The following is a 17,607-nucleotide window of genomic DNA, read 5'->3' as shown; positions in this document are numbered from 1 at the left end:
GATTTATCCCCGATGGGGGCGAAGCCGCCCCAAAGCCTATGGATGCGGTGTGACTATGAAAAACTGGGGCCGCTTTGCGACCCATCGGGGATAAATCCCCTCGCCACAGGGGAATTCCATTTCAGGATTAACCTGCGAGCTCATTCATCCGCTGAAGCACAGCATTCAGGCCATTGCTGCGCGAAGGTGATAATTGCCGCGACAGCCCCAACTGACTGAACCAGTCCGGCAAATCCACTTGCTGCAACTCATTAGCGGTCAGGCCATTGACCCGCAACAGCAGCAACGCCACCAACCCACGAATCATCCGCGCATCGCTACTCGCGGCGAACTGCCAGTGGCCATCCTGTAACGCGCCGACCAGCCACATCTGGCTTTCACAGCCATGCACGCGGTTGGCGTCGCACTTGTCTGCGTCATTCAACGGTGGCAGACGATCCCCAAACTGCATCAACAACCGCGCCCGCTGTTCCCAACCTGCCGCATTCTGAAAGGTTTGCAGCGCCTCGGCAGCCTCGACCGGCAAGCTCATCGCAATAACTCCAGCGCCTGATCCAGCGCTTCAAAGAACCGTTCCAGATCCTCCGAATCGTTGTACAGCGCCAGCGACACCCGAATCGCCCCGGCCAGCTCAAAGCTTTTCAGTAACGGCATCGCGCAATGGTGCCCGGCGCGCACGGCAATGCCTTGCTCGGTCAGCAAATGCGCCAAATCGGCGTTGTGTACGCCTTCAACGACAAAACTCGCCAGCGCCAGTTGCGGTTTGCCCAGCAGGCGAATGCCGTTACGTGCCGCGAGGCCACGCAACAGGTAGTCATGCAATGCCGCTTCGTGCGCCGACACCGCGTCCTGATCAAGACCTGCCAGATAGTCGAGGGTCGCGCCGAGGCCGATCACGCTGGCAATCGGCGGCGTGCCCGCCTCGAAACCCAGTGGAGCAGGGCGGAAACGTGCGTCGTGATAGTTGGCTTCCAGGACCATTTCGCCACCGAACTGCCACGGTTTCAGCTGTTCAAGCGCAGTGTTGCGCCCAAATAGCACGCCGAGGCCATCGGGGCCGTACAGCTTGTGGCTGGAAAACACATAAAAGTCGCAACCCAGTGCCTGCACGTCATGCCGACCGTGAACCACACCTTGTGCGCCATCGACCACGGTCAGCGCGTTGTGCGCCTTGGCCATGCCCAGCAGCGCCGGCAATGGTTGCCAGGAGCCGAGCACGTTGGACAACTGACTGACCGCCAGCAGGCGCGTGCGCGGGCCGATCAGCTGCACAGCGGCGGCGAGGTCGATCAAACCGTCGACATCCAGTGGCAGGATCACCAGTTTCAGTTGACGACGTTGTGCCAGTTGCTGCCACGGCAGCAGGTTGGCGTGATGCTCCAGGGCGCTGATGACAATTTCATCGCCCGGCTGGAAAAGATGTTCCAGGCCATAAGCCAGGAGATTCAGCGCGCTGGTGGCGCCGTGGGTAAAGATGATCTGCCCGCTGTCACCGGCATTCAGCCATTGCGCAACTTTCAGTCGACTGTCTTCAAATGCCTGCGTGGCATGAGCGCCGGGCAAGTGTTGTGCACGGTGCACATTGGCCGCGCCGTTGGCGTAGTAATGCGTCAGCGCGTCGAGCAGGGCTTGAGGTTTTTGCGTGGTGGCGGCGTTGTCCAGATAGGTCTGGTCTTGCCGTTGCAGAGCGGCGATGGCCGGAAAATCGGCACGCCAGGGGGAGGCAATCATCACAGTTTTTAGCCCTGGTGAAGAGGGGCGGGATGTACGCCAGACCCTGTAGGAGTGAGCCTGCTCGCGATGGCGTCTGTGAGGGCGCTAAAAGCATCGCGAGCAGGCTCACTCCTACAATGGATCGTCTGACGCTTAGTTGTGAGCGTGCAGCGCTTCGTTCAGCTCGATCGCCGATTTGTGGGTTTTGCATTCCACGGCACCGGTTTCCGAATTGCGACGGAACAGCAGGTCGGTCTGGCCGGCCAGTTCGCGTGCTTTCACAACCTTGACCAGGTTGTTGTGCTCGTCCAGCAGCGCGACTTTGGTGCCGGCGGTCACGTACAGGCCCGACTCGACGGTGTTGCGGTCGCCCAACGGAATACCGATACCGGCGTTGGCGCCGATCAGGCAGCCTTCGCCAACCTTGATCACGATGTTGCCGCCGCCCGACAGGGTGCCCATGGTCGAGCAACCGCCGCCCAGGTCCGAACCCTTGCCGACGAAGACGCCAGCCGACACGCGGCCTTCGATCATGCCCGGGCCTTCGGTGCCGGCGTTGAAGTTGATGAAACCTTCGTGCATCACGGTGGTGCCTTCGCCCACGTAAGCGCCCAGACGCAGACGCGCGGCGTCAGCGATACGCACGCCGGCCGGTACGACGTAGTCGGTCATTTTCGGGAACTTGTCCACCGAGAACACTTCCAGCAACTCGCCACGCAGACGCGCCTCAAGTTGCATTTCGGCCAGTTCGCTCAGGTCGACAGCGCCTTGGCTGGTCCACGCTACGTTCGGCAGCAGCGGGAAGATCCCGGCCAGGCTCACGCCGTGCGGCTTGACCAGACGGTGGGACAACAGGTGCAGCTTCAGGTACGCCTCAGGCGTGGAAGTCAGTTGCGCGTCTTCGGCCAGCAAAGTGGCGACCAGCGGCTTGTGGCTCTCGGCCAGACGGGTCAGCAGTTTGCCCTGAACGGCGTCGATGCCTTTGACCGCTTCAGCCAGTTGCGCAGCCTGTGCGGTGGTGAAGGTGATGGCCTGATTGCCTTCGGTGTAACCGAGGATCGGTGCAACAGCAGCGACCAGTTCGGCCGAAGGATTAAGCAGTGGCTGCGCGTAAAACACTTCGAGCCAGGCGCCCTGGCGGTTTTGCGTGCCGACACCGAAGGCGATGCTGAACAGAGAGTTGGACATGTGAATACCTCTACAAAGAGTGACGGGCTGCTTACTTCAGAGCGGCCGCGTAGATATCTGGCTTGAAGCCAATCAGGGTTCGGTCACCGAGATCGAGCACCGGGCGCTTGATCATCGAGGGTTGGGCGAGCATCAGTTCGATGGCTTTTGCTTGGTCGAGATCGGCTTTACGTTCGTCGTCGAGTTTGCGAAAGGTCGTGCCTGCGCGGTTCAACACCGTTTGCCAGCCGTGCTCGTCACACCATTGGGTCAGGTGTTCGCGGTCGATACCGGCGGTCTTGTAATCGTGAAAGTCATAGGCGACAGCGTGTTCATCAAGCCAGGTGCGCGCCTTTTTCATGGTGTCGCAGGCTTTGATGCCGAAAAGGTGCAACGTTTTACTTGAAACGGTCAAGGAATTGCCCCCTTTACAGGTGCTGGAAAAAAACGGTGTCGGATTATGCCATGACCAAACGGTTTCGCGGCGCCGAGGTTTATCTGCCACCACAAAACCCTGTAGGAGCTGTCGAGTGAAACGAGGCTGCGATCTTTTGATTCTGTTTTTAAACATCAAAAGATCGCAGCGTGCCGCAGCTCCTACACGGGGATCAGTGTCGGCGTGCGACATAGGTGCAACGGTCAGGCGCAGCCTAAACGGCTAATATGGCAGTTCAACGCTGTCGATTGTCCGAGATTCTGATTTATGCAAACCGCTTACACCGTCCTGATCCTGCTGATGCTCGTCAGCGTCTCGCGTCTGGTCGGACGGGTCATCCCGCTGCCGCTGCCTCTTGTGCAAATTGCCGCTGGCGCCTTGCTGGCCTGGCCGACCCTCGGTTTGCACGTGGCGCTGGATCCCGAACTATTCCTGTTTCTGTTCCTGCCGCCGCTGCTGTTCTCCGACGGTTGGCGCATGCCCAAACGCGAACTCTGGCACCTGCGTGGCCCGATCCTGACATTGGCCGTCGGGCTGGTGCTGTTTACGGTGGTTGGAGCCGGGTACTTCATTCATTGGTTATTGCCGACAATTCCGCTGCCGGTGGCATTCGCGTTGGCTGCCGTGTTGTCGCCAACGGACGCGGTGGCTGTTTCGGCGATTTCGCAAAATCGCCTGCCGACGCCGCTGATGCACATGCTTCAGGGCGAAGCACTGATGAACGATGCGTCGGGTCTGGTGACGTTCAAGTTTGCTTTGGCCGCTGCGGTGACGGGCGTGTTCTCGCTGGCCACCGCCAGTTTGACATTCGTATTGGTGGCGGTCGGCGGCCTGGCCGTCGGTGTGGCGCTGAGTTGGCTGGTCGGGCGTTTGCGGTCGTGGATGATCACTCGCGGGTGGGATGATCCCGCGACCCACGTCGTCTTCATGTTGCTGCTGCCGTTTGCGGCTTATGTGTTGGCCGAACGCCTTGGCGCCTCGGGCATTCTCTCCGCGGTGGCGGCGGGGATGATGCAGAGCTGGCTCGACCTGCTGCCGCGCCAGACCAGCACTCGACTGCTCAATCGCAGCGTCTGGTCGCTGCTGGAGTTTGCCTTTAACGGTCTGATCTTCCTGCTTCTGGGCCTGCAACTGCCCGACATCATCAAGGCCGTGGTCAGCCATGAATCGACACTCTGGCCGACGCTGTTTTACCGCTGCCTCGACGTGGTGGCGATATTCCTCGCGCTGGTGGTGCTGCGGTTCATCTGGGTGCAGAGCATTTGGCGCCTGTCGGTGTTGTTGCGGCGTCTGCGCGGCAAAGGTGCTCTGACGCAAGTGCCAACTGCGCGATCCTGCTGGCTGCTGACGGTTGGCGGAGTGCGCGGGGCGGTGACGCTGGCGGGTGTGATGTCGGTGCCGATGCTGATGGGAGCGGATGCGTTCCCCGAGCGTGATCTGCTGATTTTTATCGCCGCGGGGGTGATTTTGCTTTCGCTGGTCTCGGCGTGCATCGCACTGCCACTGTTGCTGCGCGGCATCCAGAAGAGCCCGGACGACAAGCGCCGGCAGGAAGTTCGTGATGCCTGGCGCAAGACCGCCGAGGCGGCCATTCACTCGCTGGAAACCGAAGAGCTTGCCCCGCAGGACGCCGCGCAGGCAGCACTGGCGGCGGAACTCAAGGCGCGCATCATGTCCGAGTATCGTCATCAGCTGGATGTGTTCAACGACTCCGCCGAAGCCCAGGCGCTGGCATTCCAGATGGATCTGCTGGAGCGCCGTTTACGTCTCAAGGCGCTGCGCGCGCAACGCCTGGAGTTGTATAGCCTCAGCCGACAACATCAGATTGGTGATGATGTGCTCAGGGAAGTGCTGGGGGAGCTCGACCTGAGTGAGGCCAACCTAGGACAAGTCAAATAGACAGGTCACCGTAATCGATAGGTGGATAAATCGCTCTGGCGAAGGCCTTGTCGCCTTCGCTGAGCGTCTGGTTGATCCCTGTTTCCCAATTGTTTCGAGTCATGAAACTGGCGATCTGGTAATGCATGATCGAATCTTTATCGTAGGTGCCATAAATAATCATCCATTCGTTGATATAAAACAGATTGCGATCAACGTCCTTGTTACTCCATCCATGGCTCTCGGTGAAATACTTGTAGATCGCGGGTTTGTTCCATTGAATATTGGCTTCGGGATGCAAGTGGGCATGCTGGAAACCTAATGCATGGCCAAACTCATGAAGCATTGTTCGATCAAAGTCTGAATCGTCCGGCTTGACAGCGATTTTCAGAGTCGCTGTTTTTTTATCCGCGCGGAGTGCGTCGGTACCAACCATTGACTCGCTTTGTTTACTGCCGACTGCAATGCGAATGTCACCTTCGCCATCATCCACGAGTTCTATCGCAAGGCTGATAAAAGGCTCCCATTGCCGAATGACACGCTCTATACGATATCTGAGTTCATTGGGCACCTCTGGCATAAACGATATTTTCAGGGTGCTGGCGTTTTCCCATAACTTGCTGGATGCCACTGAGCGTTTGGGCCGTCCTTCGGATATCGCGGCGGTATTCTGTTCCTGAGTCGATGGCGTCGTTAATTGTTTTACATAGTGCATGATCAACATCCGTGTTGGGTCTGAGTGTTTGCGGCAGTGTGGCAGGGCAATGAAGTTAATGTATTTGAAAGGTATCAGGGGGCGGATGTTGTAACTTTATGCTGTGAACATTCGTTTTGACTGGATTTGTGGCGGTGGGGTGTTTGAAGGGAGTCGTGATGTATTGGCAGGCAAGTTATAGGCGTGTTCGTCGTAGGTGGCTGTAGCACGCTGGATCAATGTCCGCGCCAGGTTGCCTGGCGCGGACCTTCATGCTTACTGTTGACGAGTAATAAAGGCGCGAATCCGTTCGGCGGCTTCAACACACTCCGCCAAAGGCGCTACCAGCGCCATTCGAACGCGGCCGGCGCCCGGATTGACGCCATCGACATCGCGCGACAGATACGAGCCCGGCACTACGGTCACATGTTCTTCGGCAAACAGATCCCGGCAGAACGCCGCGTCGTCACCTTTCACGTTTGGCCACAAATAAAAGCTGCCATCTGGACGCTGCACATCCATCACCGGACTGAGGATTTCCAGTACCGCGTCGAACTTCTCGCGGTACAAGGTGCGGTTGGCGCGTACATGCTCTTCGTCATTCCACGCGGCAACGCTGGCCAGTTGGGTCTGAACCGGCATCGCGCAGCCGTGATAGGTGCGATACAGCAGGAAGCCCTTGAGGATCTCGGCATCGCCGGCGACGAAGCCGGAACGCAAGCCGGGCAGGTTCGAGCGCTTGGACAGGCTATGGAACACCACGCAACGTTTGAAATCCTTGCGACCCAGTTCCACGCACGCGCTGAGCAGGCCTGGCGGCGGGGTCTGCTCGTCGAAGTACAGTTCGCTGTAGCACTCGTCGGCGGCGATCACGAAGTCGTGTTCATCCGCCAGGGCGATGAGTTTTTTCAGGGTGTCGACCGGAATCAGCGCACCGGTCGGGTTGCCCGGCGAGCACAGGAACAGAATCTGGCAACGCTTCCAGATGTCCGCTGAAACAGCGTCGAAATCCGGATTGAAACCGTTATCGTCCAGGCACGGCAGGTAATGCGGTTTGGCGCCGGCCAGGAACGCCGCGCCTTCGTAGATCTGATAGAACGGGTTCGGGCTGACTACAAGCGCGTCGTCGCCACGGTTGACCACAGTCTGGGTGAAGGCGAACAACGCTTCACGGGTGCCATTGACCGGTAGCACGTTGCGCGCCGGGTCGATCCAGCCGCTCGGGACGCCGAAGCGGCGTTCGCACCAGCCGGCGATGGCTTCGCGCAGGGCCGGGATGCCGAGCGTGGTTGGATACACCGCCATCTGATCCAGGCTGTTGGCCAGCGTTTCGGCGACGAAGCCTGGCGAACGGTGTTTCGGCTCACCGATGGACAGCGCGATCGGGCGCTTGTCCGGGGTCGGGGTCACGGTGCCGAGCAGGGCGCGGAGCTTCTCGAACGGGTAGGGCTGGAGCTGGTTCAGAGCGTTGTTCATGCGGGCCTCGTTCAATGTGGGGAGAGGTCTGTAATTAGAGATATGTGGTGAGGGGATTTATCCCCGATCGGCTGCGCAGCAGTCGCAAATCATTGAATGCGGAGTACGTGGTACACCGTGATGGCTGATTTGGGGACGCTTCGCGACCCATCGGGGGTAAATCCCCTCGCCACAGAAAAACCGTCACATACGTCTGTGTCTACCGGGGAAATGGTTAATTCAAATCAAATACTGATACGCGAAAGATTGATATCGGGTTCGTGGCTGACGCTCAACTGCTCGACAATCGCATCCTGCAAACGGCTGCACAGCAGCGGATCGGACAAAGGCTGATTTTTCGCATCAGTAATAAAGAACACGTCCTCCACTCGTTCGCCCAATGTTGCAATCTTGGCGTTTTGCAGCGACAGGTCGAACTCCAGAAAGATTCCGCCGATCCGCGCCAGCAGACCCGGTCGGTCAGGTGCGGTCAATTCCAGCACGGTGACCGGACGTTGCGCGTCGTTGTGGATAGTGACCTGCGGCGCGAACGCGAAATGCTTGAGCTGGCGCGGCACCCGGCGCTGAATGATCGTCGGGTAGTCGTCCGGATTGCGCAGAGCGTCGGTCAAACCGTCGCGGATCTGCTTGATCCGCACAGGGTTGTCGCCGATGGATTCGCCATCGTTGTCGAGCACGATGTAGGTGTCGAGGGTGAACTGGCTGCTCGAGGTGATAACCCGGGCGTCGTGAATGTTCAGGTTGAGCTGATCCATTGCCGCCACGGTCACCGCGAAGAAGTCGTGCTGGTCCGGCGCATAAATGAAGATCTGTGTGCCGCCCTCGAACTCGCGCTGGGTGGTTTCCTTGATCAACACCAACGGCCCGCCATCGACGGGTTGCTGGAGGATCGCATCGCTGTGCCAGGCCACGTCGCCGGCGGTGTGGCGCAGAAAATAGTCGTCGCCCAGTTGCGCCCACAATTGTTCGACGTCGTCCGGATCAGTGCCGCCGCGCACGAGGATGTCGAGTGCCGCACTCTGGGTCTGGCGGATCTGCTCTTCGCGATCCACCGGGTTCTCCAGGCCGCGACGCAAGGCCCGCTTGGTTTCGGTGTAGAGCTGGCGCAACAGACTGGCGCGCCACGAGTTCCACAGCGTCGGGTTGGTAGCGTTGATGTCAGCCACGGTCAGCACGTACAGATAGTCGAGGCGGGTTTCATCACCGACCGCCTGCGCGAAATCGTGGATTACCTGCGGGTCCGACAAATCCTTGCGCTGAGCGGTGGTCGACATCACCAGGTGGTTCTGCACCAGCCAGACGATCAGGCGGCTATCCCACACCGGCAACTGATGGCGCTGGCAGAACGCCTCGGCATCTATCGCGCCGATCTCCGAGTGATCGCCATGCCGGCCCTTGCCGATGTCGTGATACAGGCCGGCGAGATAAATCAGCTCGGGTTTCGGCAGCTTGGCCATGAGCTTGCTGGCCAGCGGGAATTTTTCCGACACCTGGGTGTACTGCAACTTACGCAGGTGTTTGATCAGGTTCAGCGTGTGCGCATCGACCGTATAAATGTGGAACAGGTCGTGCTGCATCTGCCCGACGATAAAACCGAACTCCGGCAGATAGCGCCCGAGAATGCCGTAACGGTTCATCCGTCGCAGATTGCGATGGATGCCGATCTTGCATTTGAACAGCTCGATAAACAGGCTGGTGTTGCGGATGTCGTTGCGGAAATCGTCGTCGATCAGGTGACGATGCTCGCGCAGCAGGCGGATGGTGTCGGCGCGCACGCCTTTGATTTCCGGCTGCTGGGCCATCAGCACGAATATCTCGAGCATGGCGAACGGGGTGCGGCGGAACACATTGTCGTTGCGCGCTTCGATGTAGCCGTCATGTAGCTGGAAGCGCGAATTGATCGGCTGCGGCGGCGCTTCGTCTTCCGGCGCGAGGATGACTTCCTCGAAGTGCTGGATGATCAGGTCGCTGAGCTGGGCGATGCTCATGACCACCCGGTAATACTGCTGCATGAAGTTTTCGATGCTGTGCTTGGCGTCATCGCCTTCGAACCCCAGCAGCGTCGCAATCGAACGCTGATGATCGAACAGCAGACGGTCTTCGGAGCGTCCGGCGAGCATGTGCAGGGCGTAGCGCACCTTCCAGAGAAATTCCTGAGAGGACGCGAGCAACGCGTTTTCGCTCTCCACCAGAAAACCTTCGCCAGCGAGTGCACGTAAATTCAGCGTGCCGTACTGACGACGGGCGACCCACAGAATCGTCTGAATATCCCGTAGTCCACCGGGCGAGCCTTTGACGTTGGGTTCCAGGTTGTATTCGGTATCGTTGTACTTGTGGTGACGAGCCTTCTGCTCGGCGCGTTTGGCCAGGAAAAATTCCTTGGCCGGCCACATGTGCGCAGTGCTGGTGACGTCGAGCATGCGTTGGCGCAAACGTTCGGGGCCGCTGATGGTGCGGCTTTCCATGAGGTTGGTGACCACGGTCAGGTCGGCGCGCGCCTCTTGCGCGCACTCGTCCACCGAGCGAACGCTCTGACCGACTTCCAGGCCGATGTCCCACAGCAAGGTGAGAAACCGCTCGATGGAATCGCGGAAAACTTCGTGATCGGCGCTGTCCAGCAGGATCAGCAAATCGATGTCGGAATAGGGGTGCAATTCACCCCGGCCGTAGCCGCCGACTGCGACCAGCGCGATGTCCGCGTCTTCGCTCCAGTTGAACTGCTCCCAGGCCTTTTGCAGGATATTGTCGACGAACCAGGCACGGTCCTCGATCAGCCGCCGAATATCACGACCACTGCGAAAACGTGCGTCGAGCACGTCGCGGGCCTGGCGAATCGCCTTCTTGAAGGCGGCGATGGGGCTCGCTTTCAGGGCCAGCTCAGCCTGGAACTGGCCACGGTCGAAGAGTTCGGGATCCACCTGCGGCATCGATTGGCTTTCCTTCTATAAGGCTGGGAGCGTTTGTGGATCAGGCCGAGATGCGTGGAATGGTGTCATCGGCACGCAGGGTGAAGATCTCGTAGCCGGTGTCGGTGACCAGCAGGGTGTGTTCCCACTGGGCCGAGAGCTTGCGGTCCTTGGTGATCGCGGTCCAGCCGTCGCCCAATACCTTGGTGTCGGCCTTGCCCTGATTGATCATCGGCTCGATGGTGAAGGTCATGCCGGCCTTCAGTTCCATGCCAGTACCGGCGCGGCCGTAGTGCAGGATCTGCGGCTCTTCGTGGAACACCTTGCCGATGCCGTGGCCACAGAACTCGCGAACCACCGAGAAGCCGTTCTTTTCCGCGTGTTTCTGGATGACTTCACCGATGTCGCCGAGGCGGCAGCCAGGTTTGACGATTTCGATCGCCTTGTACATGCATTCCTGGGTGATTTGCGACAGGCGCTCAGCCCATACCGGGACTTCGCCGACATGGAACATGCGGCTGGTATCGCCGTGGTAACCGTCCTTGATCACGGTGACGTCGATGTTCAGGGTGTCGCCGTTTTTCAGCGGCTTGTCGTTCGGGATGCCGTGGCAGACGACGTGGTTGATCGAGGTGCAGATCGACTTCGGATAGCCCTTGTAGTTGAGCGGGGCAGGGATGGCCTGCTGCACGTCGACGATGTAGTCGTGGCAGATCTGGTTCAGTTGATCGGTGGTAACGCCCGGTTTGACGTGTTCGGCAATCATTTCCAGCACATCGGCGGCCAGTTTGCCGGCGACACGCATGCCAGCGATGTCCTCGGGAGTTTTGAGGTTGACGGTCATACAGGCTCTCTTTGCGCTCGGCGGCGCTTGCTGATACGGATAGGGCGGCAGGTGTACATTTTGCGACCCTGAAAAACGCGATTCTAACAGACGAGAGGAGCAAATCCGCGCCTGCGTGCATCGCTTCTGTCTATACAATGGTGCCCGCGGCGCCGATTCCAAGGGGGCTGAGCCCATGTCCTTGGTGTGATTGCAGATTTCGAGTTCCGTTTCTGCCTTCCTTGTGATATAAAATGCGCCGCTTTCCGGGGATACCCCGAAAGGCTTAAATCCACACACGTGTCGACACGATGACCTGGGTGCTTTTGGCTTTATGCCACTGGTTGGTCATTGGGATACGTGGAGGCCAAACCCGACTTATTAAGGAACTATCATGTCCCAAGTCAATATGCGCGATATGCTGAAGGCCGGTGTGCACTTCGGTCACCAAACCCGTTACTGGAACCCGAAAATGGGTAAGTACATTTTCGGCGCGCGTAACAAGATTCACATCATCAACCTTGAAAAAACCCTGCCAATGTTCAACGAAGCTCTGACTTTCGTAGAGCGTCTGGCCCAGGGCAAAAACAAGATTCTGTTCGTCGGCACCAAGCGTTCCGCTGGCAAGATCGTTGCTGAAGAAGCAGCACGTTGCGGTTCGCCGTACGTCGATCACCGCTGGTTGGGCGGCATGCTGACCAACTTCAAAACCATTCGTGCTTCCATCAAGCGTCTGCGTGACCTTGAAGTTCAAGCCGAAGACGGTACTTTCGCCAAGCTGACCAAGAAAGAAGCGCTGATGCGCACTCGTGATCTTGAGAAGCTGGATCGTTCGCTGGGCGGCATCAAGGACATGGGCGGTCTGCCAGACGCACTGTTCGTGATCGACGTTGACCACGAGCGCATCGCGATCACCGAAGCCAACAAGCTGGGCATCCCGGTAATCGGCGTTGTCGATACCAACAGCAGCCCGGAAGGCGTTGACTACATCATCCCAGGCAACGATGACGCAATCCGCGCTATCCAGCTGTACATGGGTTCGATGGCTGACGCTGTTATCCGTGGTCGCAGCAATGTTGGCGGCGGCACTGTAGAGTTCGCAGCTGAAGAAGCTCCGGCAGCTGCAGCTGAGTAATTGACGCCCTGGCGTTGACTCAGTAAGCAAAAAGGGGGCTTGGCCCCCTTTTTGCCACCTCGAAAACCATTTGTTAACAGCGCAGCTACAGCATCTGTAACGTGCAGCGGCTAACAAGGGTGATTCGGGAAGAATTGAACGCCCGTTCGATCGGGTGGAATGGTTGAAAACCTATCCAAGAGGAATTTGAAAATGGCAGAGATTACTGCAGCGTTGGTTAAAGAACTGCGTGAGCGTACCGGCGAAGGCATGATGGATTGCAAAAAGGCCTTGACCAAGGCCGGCGGCGACATCGAAAAAGCCATCGACGACATGCGTGCTTCGGGTGCCATCAAGGCCGCCAAGAAAGCCGGCAACGTAGCTGCTGAAGGCGCGATCGCTCTGGTAGAAGACGGCAAGTCCGCTGTTCTGCTGGAAGTGAACTCGCAGACCGACTTCCTCGCTCTGCAAGACGACTTCAAGGCATTCGTTGCTGCCAGCGTCAAAAAAGCATTCGACGAGAAGCTGACCACTGTTGAGCCTCTGATCGAATCGCAAGAAGCTGATCGCCTGGTACTGGTCGGCAAGGTTGGCGAAAACGTCAACATCCGTCGTCTGGTTCGCGTTGAAGGTGATGTTGTTGGTGGTTACCTGCACGGCAACAAGATCGGTGTTGCAGTTGTTCTGAAAGGCGGCGACGTTGAGCTGGCCAAGGACATCGCTATGCACGTAGCGGCGACCAACCCAGAATTCCTGCTGCCATCGGAAGTTTCCGCTGAAGCGGTTGAGCGTGAGAAGGGCGTTTTCCTGAGCCTGAACGCTGACAAGATCGCTGGCAAGCCAGAAAACATCGTTGAAAACATGATCAAAGGCCGTATCAGCAAGTTCCTGGCTGAAGCGAGCCTGGTTGAGCAGGCGTTCGTCAAGAACCCTGAAATCAAGGTCGGCGACCTGGCCAAGAAAGCCGGTGCTGAAATCGTTTCCTTCACCTACTTCAAAGTAGGCGAAGGCATCGAGAAGCCGGTCGACAACTTCGCTGAAGAAGTTGCTGCCCAGCTGGCTGCCGCCAAGCAGTAAGACGGTTTTCAACTGTCGCCCGAAAGAGGCTGCCCGCTCACGCGCGCAGCCTCTTTTCAGATGGGGTAACCAATTATTTATTGGTTTCCACTTGGAACTGACTTACAAAGCCATGTTCCGATGGCGCTGAAGCAGCGCCAAGCTAGAGTGAACGCCAGCTGAAAACAGCTCGCAAAGAATTTTAAATACGCCGCAGGAGAGATTCGCAATGGCTCAGCAGGGCAGTGGTTATCAGGCTCGCTATAAACGCATTCTACTCAAGCTTAGCGGCGAGGCCCTGATGGGCTCGGAAGAGTTCGGGATCGATCCAAAAGTGCTGGATCGGATGGCGCTGGAAGTCGGCCAGCTGGTCGGCATCGGCGTACAGGTCGGTCTGGTGATCGGCGGTGGCAACCTGTTCCGCGGCGAAGCCTTGAGCAAAGCCGGTATGGATCGGGTGACAGGCGACCACATGGGCATGCTGGCCACTGTGATGAACGCCCTGGCCATGCGCGACGCGCTGGAACGTGCGAATATCTCGGCAATCGTCATGTCGGCCATTTCGATGGTGGGCGTGACCGATCACTATGATCGCCGCAAAGCCATGCGTCACCTGAACTCCAAAGACGTCGTGATTTTCGCAGCCGGTACCGGCAATCCGTTCTTTACCACGGATTCGGCAGCCTGCCTGCGTGCAATCGAAATCGATGCCGATGTCGTGCTCAAGGCGACCAAGGTGGATGGCGTCTACACCGCAGATCCGTTCAAAGACCCGCATGCCGAGAAGTTCGATCATCTGACTTATGATGAAGTACTGGATCGCAAGCTGGGTGTAATGGACCTGACAGCTATTTGCCTGTGCCGCGACCACAAGATGCCGCTGCGCGTATTCAACATGAACAAGCCTGGCGCCCTGCTGAACATCGTGCATGGCGGCGCTGAAGGCACCCTGATCGAGGAAGGTCAACAATGATCAACGAAATCAAGAAAGACGCTCAAGAGCGTATGCAGAAATCCCTGGACTCTCTGGCCCATGCATTTGGTCAGATTCGTACCGGCAAGGCTCACCCAAGCATTCTGGGTAGCGTAATGGTCCCGTACTACGGCGCTGATACGTCCATTACCCAAGTGGCCAACATCACCGTTAAAGACTCGCGCACCCTGCAAGTCGTGGCTTTCGAGCGCAACATGCTTGCGGCTGTCGACAAGGCAATCCAGAGCGCTGGTCTGAACCTCAACCCGACCAACCTGGGCGAGTTGTTGCTGATCTCCATGCCTGCCCTGACCGAAGAAACCCGCAAGGGCTTCACCAAGCAGGCACGCAGTGCCGCAGAAGACGCTCGTGTTGCCGTGCGCAACATCCGTCGCGATGCGCTGGGTGATTTGAAGAAACTGGTTAAAGACAAAGAAATCAGCGAAGACGAAGAGCGTCGCGCTGCTGCCGATATCCAGAAGCTCACCGACAAGGCTGAGGCTGATATCGACGCGGCTACCAAGCAGAAAGAAGCGGATTTGATGGCCGTATAAGGGTCGAGTTTTTAATGGACAAGACCAAGCAGACTGCGCCGTCCGCGGTGCCGCGCCATGTCGCGATCATCATGGATGGCAACAATCGCTGGGCGAAAAAACGCTTTATGCCGGGTGTCGCCGGGCATAAGGCGGGCGTGGATGCGGTTCGTGCGGTAATCGAGGTGTGTGCCGAGGCCAAGGTCGAGGTGCTCACCCTGTTCGCTTTCTCCAGTGAAAACTGGCAGCGCCCGGCCGATGAGGTCAGCGCTTTGATGGACCTGTTCTTCAAGGCGCTGCGTCGTGAGGCCAAGCGCCTCAACGACAACAACATCAGCTTGCGCATTATTGGCGATCGCTCGCGCTTTCATCCGGAGCTTCAGGTCGCGATGCGCGAAGCCGAGGCCATGACCGCGGGTGCCAACCGTTTTATCCTGCAGATTGCCGCCAATTACGGCGGTCAGTGGGATATCGCACAAGCTGCACAGCGTCTTGCACGTGAAGTTCAGGCCGGGCATCTGCGTCCGGAGGACATCACTCCGGATCTGCTGCAAACCTGTCTGGCAACCGGTGATCTGCCGTTGCCGGATTTGTGCATCCGCACCGGTGGCGAGCACCGCATCAGCAACTTCCTGTTGTGGCAACTGGCTTACGCCGAGTTGTACTTCTCCGACCTGTTCTGGCCGGACTTCAAACACGATGCCATGCGCAACGCGCTGGCCGATTTCGCTTCGCGCCAACGTCGCTTCGGTAAAACGAGCGAACAAGTCGAAGCTGGAGCCCGGGTTTAATGCTTAAACAACGAATCATCACCGCGCTGATCCTGCTGCCGATCGCCTTGTGCGGGTTTTTCCTGCTTGAAGGTTCCGGTTTTGCGCTGTTCATCGGGCTGGTCGTGAGCCTGGGCGCCTGGGAATGGGCGCGGCTGGCGGGTTTCACTGCACAATCGTTCCGCATTGGTTTCGCTGCCGTCGTCGCATTGATGCTGTTCGTCATGTATGTGCTGCCCGGTCTCGCACCTTGGGTGCTCGGTGCTTCGGTGCTGTGGTGGGCGGTCGCGACGTATCTGGTGCTGACCTATCCAGGTTCCAGTGAGCATTGGTCCAGTGCCGCCACCAAACTGGTGATCGGCTTGCTGATTCTGCTGCCTGCCTGGCAAGGACTGGTACAGATCAAGCAATACCCGCTGGGTAACTGGCTGATCATGGCGGTCATGGTGTTGGTCTGGGGCGCAGATATCGGTGCCTATTTCTCTGGCCGTAAATTCGGCAAGCGCAAGTTGGCTCCTCAAGTCAGCCCCGGCAAGAGCTGGGAAGGCGTTTACGGCGGTCTGGCGCTGAGCCTGGTGATCACCGCGATTGTCGGTCTGGTGCGTGACTGGACGGTGGCCGAGTTGCTCAAGGGCCTGATTGGCGCTGCGCTGATCGTGTTTATTTCGGTTGTGGGAGACCTGACCGAAAGCATGTTCAAGCGTCAGTCCGGCATCAAGGACAGCAGTAATCTGCTGCCCGGTCACGGCGGCGTGCTTGATCGCATCGACAGCCTGACCGCGGCCATTCCGATCTTCGCCGTGTTGCTGTGGATGGCTGCGCCGTGAGTCGCCCGCAACTGATTACCGTTCTGGGCGCGACCGGCTCGATTGGTCTGAGCACCCTTGATGTGATTGCGCGTCATCCTGAGCGTTATCAGGTGTTCGCGTTGACCGGTTTTACGCGCCTCAGCGAATTGCTGGCCTTGTGCATACGTCACGTGCCGCAATTTGCCGTGGTGCCGGAAGTCACAGCAGCTCGCGGTTTGCAGGACGATTTGCGTGCAGCCGGTCTGGCGACCCGTGTGCTGGTGGGTGAGGCTGGTTTGTGTCAGGTCGCTTCTGCGCCGGAAGTCGATGCGGTCATGGCGGCGATTGTGGGTGCCGCTGGCCTACGTCCGACGCTGGCTGCTGTCGAAGCAGGCAAGAAGATTCTCCTGGCTAATAAAGAGGCGCTGGTAATGTCCGGCGCCTTGTTCATGCAGGCCGTACGCAAGAGCGGTTCGGTGCTACTGCCGATCGACAGCGAACACAATGCGATTTTCCAGTGCATGCCACAGGATTTCGCCACCGGATTAAGCAAGGTCGGTGTCCGTCGGATTTTACTCACAGCCTCTGGTGGACCGTTCCGGCAGACGCCCATGAGTGAATTGGCACATGTTTCGCCTGAGCAGGCGTGTGCGCATCCGAACTGGTCGATGGGCCGCAAGATCTCCGTGGATTCGGCCAGCATGATGAACAAAGGTCTTGAGTTGATCGAGGCCTGCTGGTTGTTTGATGCAAAACCGGCGCAGGTCGAGGTGGTCATTCATCCGCAAAGCGTGATTCACTCGCTGGTCGATTATGTCGACGGTTCGGTCCTGGCGCAGTTGGGCAATCCTGACATGCGCACGCCGATCGCCAGCGCGCTGGCCTGGCCGGAGCGTATCGACTCCGGCGTCGCGCCGCTGGATCTGTTTGCGATTGCGCGTCTGGACTTCGAGGCGCCGGATGAAGAGCGCTTCCCGTGCCTGCGTCTGGCGCGGCAAGCGGCCGAGGTGGGCGACAGTGCACCGGCGATGCTCAATGCGGCCAACGAAGTAGCGGTGGCCGCGTTTCTCGACGGACGGGTTCGTTACCTGGAAATCGCGAGTATCATCGAGGACGTCTTGAGTCTTGAGCCGGTCGTAGCGCTGGATGATCTCGATGCTGTGTTCACGGCGGACGCGAAGGCCCGAGTTCTGGCCGAGCAATGGTTGGCTCGTCACGATCGATAGGTTTTGCAACACAATGGTTTCAAGCAGCACTGAACGGGATTGCGGAGAAAGTAG

16 protein-coding genes are annotated in these 17,607 nt (G+C 58.4%); 8 read left to right on the top strand and 8 right to left on the bottom strand.

Annotated elements, in window-relative coordinates:
* Window positions 1-127 precede the first annotated feature (127 nt).
* The 4 genes from ICA16_RS16775 to ICA16_RS16760 form a co-directional block, all read right to left on the bottom strand.
* Window positions 128-532, bottom strand: coding sequence for a SufE family protein (locus ICA16_RS16775; protein WP_210701074.1), 405 nt, complete (start codon window positions 530-532; stop codon window positions 128-130).
* Entirely contained in the window at window positions 529-1,734 is a 1,206-nt protein-coding gene (locus ICA16_RS16770; RefSeq protein ID WP_210701073.1) for an aminotransferase class V-fold PLP-dependent enzyme, read from the bottom strand. The genes ICA16_RS16775 and ICA16_RS16770 overlap by 4 nt, the downstream gene beginning before the upstream one ends.
* A 132-nt stretch (window positions 1,735-1,866) precedes the next feature.
* A complete protein-coding gene (dapD, locus tag ICA16_RS16765) occupies window positions 1,867-2,901 on the bottom strand; it encodes a 2,3,4,5-tetrahydropyridine-2,6-dicarboxylate N-succinyltransferase (RefSeq protein ID WP_116028740.1) in 1,035 nt (344 codons plus the stop codon).
* 31 nt (window positions 2,902-2,932) lie between these two features.
* Window positions 2,933-3,295, bottom strand: a complete 363-nt coding sequence (locus tag ICA16_RS16760) for an ArsC family reductase (RefSeq protein ID WP_042557868.1) — start codon at window positions 3,293-3,295, stop codon at window positions 2,933-2,935.
* 288 nt (window positions 3,296-3,583) lie between these two features.
* Here ICA16_RS16760 and ICA16_RS16755 point away from each other — a divergent pair, with 288 nt between their 5' ends.
* Complete coding sequence (locus tag ICA16_RS16755) at window positions 3,584-5,215, top strand: Na+/H+ antiporter (RefSeq protein ID WP_210701072.1); 1,632 nt, start codon at window positions 3,584-3,586, stop codon at window positions 5,213-5,215.
* On the opposite strand, the gene ICA16_RS16750 is transcribed toward ICA16_RS16755, so the two are convergent.
* The 4 genes from ICA16_RS16750 to map form a co-directional block, all read right to left on the bottom strand.
* Window positions 5,208-5,909, bottom strand: a complete 702-nt coding sequence (locus ICA16_RS16750) for a M12 family metallopeptidase (protein WP_150618108.1) — start codon at window positions 5,907-5,909, stop codon at window positions 5,208-5,210. The genes ICA16_RS16755 and ICA16_RS16750 overlap by 8 nt on opposite strands.
* Window positions 5,910-6,164: 255 nt before the next feature.
* On the bottom strand, window positions 6,165-7,364 hold the full coding sequence (gene dapC / locus ICA16_RS16745; RefSeq protein ID WP_150618107.1) for a succinyldiaminopimelate transaminase: 1,200 nt from the start codon (window positions 7,362-7,364) through the stop codon (window positions 6,165-6,167).
* A gap of 224 nt (window positions 7,365-7,588) precedes the next feature.
* Window positions 7,589-10,291, bottom strand: coding sequence for a [protein-PII] uridylyltransferase (locus tag ICA16_RS16740; protein ID WP_150618106.1), 2,703 nt, complete (start codon window positions 10,289-10,291; stop codon window positions 7,589-7,591).
* 40 nt (window positions 10,292-10,331) lie between these two features.
* Window positions 10,332-11,114, bottom strand: a complete 783-nt coding sequence (gene map / locus ICA16_RS16735; protein WP_042557873.1) for a type I methionyl aminopeptidase — start codon at window positions 11,112-11,114, stop codon at window positions 10,332-10,334.
* Window positions 11,115-11,487: 373 nt separating this feature from the next.
* On the opposite strand from map, the gene rpsB reads away from it, so the two are divergent.
* From rpsB to ispC, 7 genes are all read left to right on the top strand, one after another.
* Window positions 11,488-12,228: a 30S ribosomal protein S2 gene (gene rpsB, locus ICA16_RS16730; RefSeq protein ID WP_042557874.1), complete on the top strand. Its 741-nt coding sequence runs from the start codon at window positions 11,488-11,490 to the stop codon at window positions 12,226-12,228.
* A gap of 192 nt (window positions 12,229-12,420) precedes the next feature.
* Complete coding sequence (gene tsf / locus ICA16_RS16725) at window positions 12,421-13,284, top strand: translation elongation factor Ts (RefSeq protein WP_042557875.1); 864 nt, start codon at window positions 12,421-12,423, stop codon at window positions 13,282-13,284.
* A gap of 208 nt (window positions 13,285-13,492) precedes the next feature.
* Complete coding sequence (pyrH, locus tag ICA16_RS16720; RefSeq protein WP_003222124.1) at window positions 13,493-14,236, top strand: UMP kinase; 744 nt, start codon at window positions 13,493-13,495, stop codon at window positions 14,234-14,236.
* On the top strand, window positions 14,233-14,790 hold the full coding sequence (frr, locus tag ICA16_RS16715) for a ribosome recycling factor (protein WP_042557876.1): 558 nt from the start codon (window positions 14,233-14,235) through the stop codon (window positions 14,788-14,790). The genes pyrH and frr overlap by 4 nt, the downstream gene beginning before the upstream one ends.
* 14 nt (window positions 14,791-14,804) lie before the next feature.
* The gene (gene uppS / locus ICA16_RS16710; protein WP_042557877.1) at window positions 14,805-15,560 is read left to right on the top strand and encodes a polyprenyl diphosphate synthase; all 756 of its coding nucleotides are present in this window, start codon (window positions 14,805-14,807) and stop codon (window positions 15,558-15,560) included.
* Entirely contained in the window at window positions 15,560-16,366 is an 807-nt protein-coding gene (locus tag ICA16_RS16705) for a phosphatidate cytidylyltransferase (protein ID WP_210701071.1), read from the top strand. Before uppS ends, ICA16_RS16705 begins: the two co-directional genes overlap by 1 nt.
* Entirely contained in the window at window positions 16,363-17,553 is a 1,191-nt protein-coding gene (gene ispC / locus ICA16_RS16700) for a 1-deoxy-D-xylulose-5-phosphate reductoisomerase (protein WP_150604710.1), read from the top strand. The genes ICA16_RS16705 and ispC overlap by 4 nt, the downstream gene beginning before the upstream one ends.
* Window positions 17,554-17,607 lie beyond the last annotated feature (54 nt).

The organism is Pseudomonas anatoliensis (genome assembly GCF_017976235.1).
In the GTDB taxonomy this organism is placed as follows: domain Bacteria; phylum Pseudomonadota; class Gammaproteobacteria; order Pseudomonadales; family Pseudomonadaceae; genus Aquipseudomonas; species Aquipseudomonas anatoliensis.
Note: the sequence above shows the minus strand (reverse complement) of the source record. Positions and strands in the feature narration are given on the sequence as shown.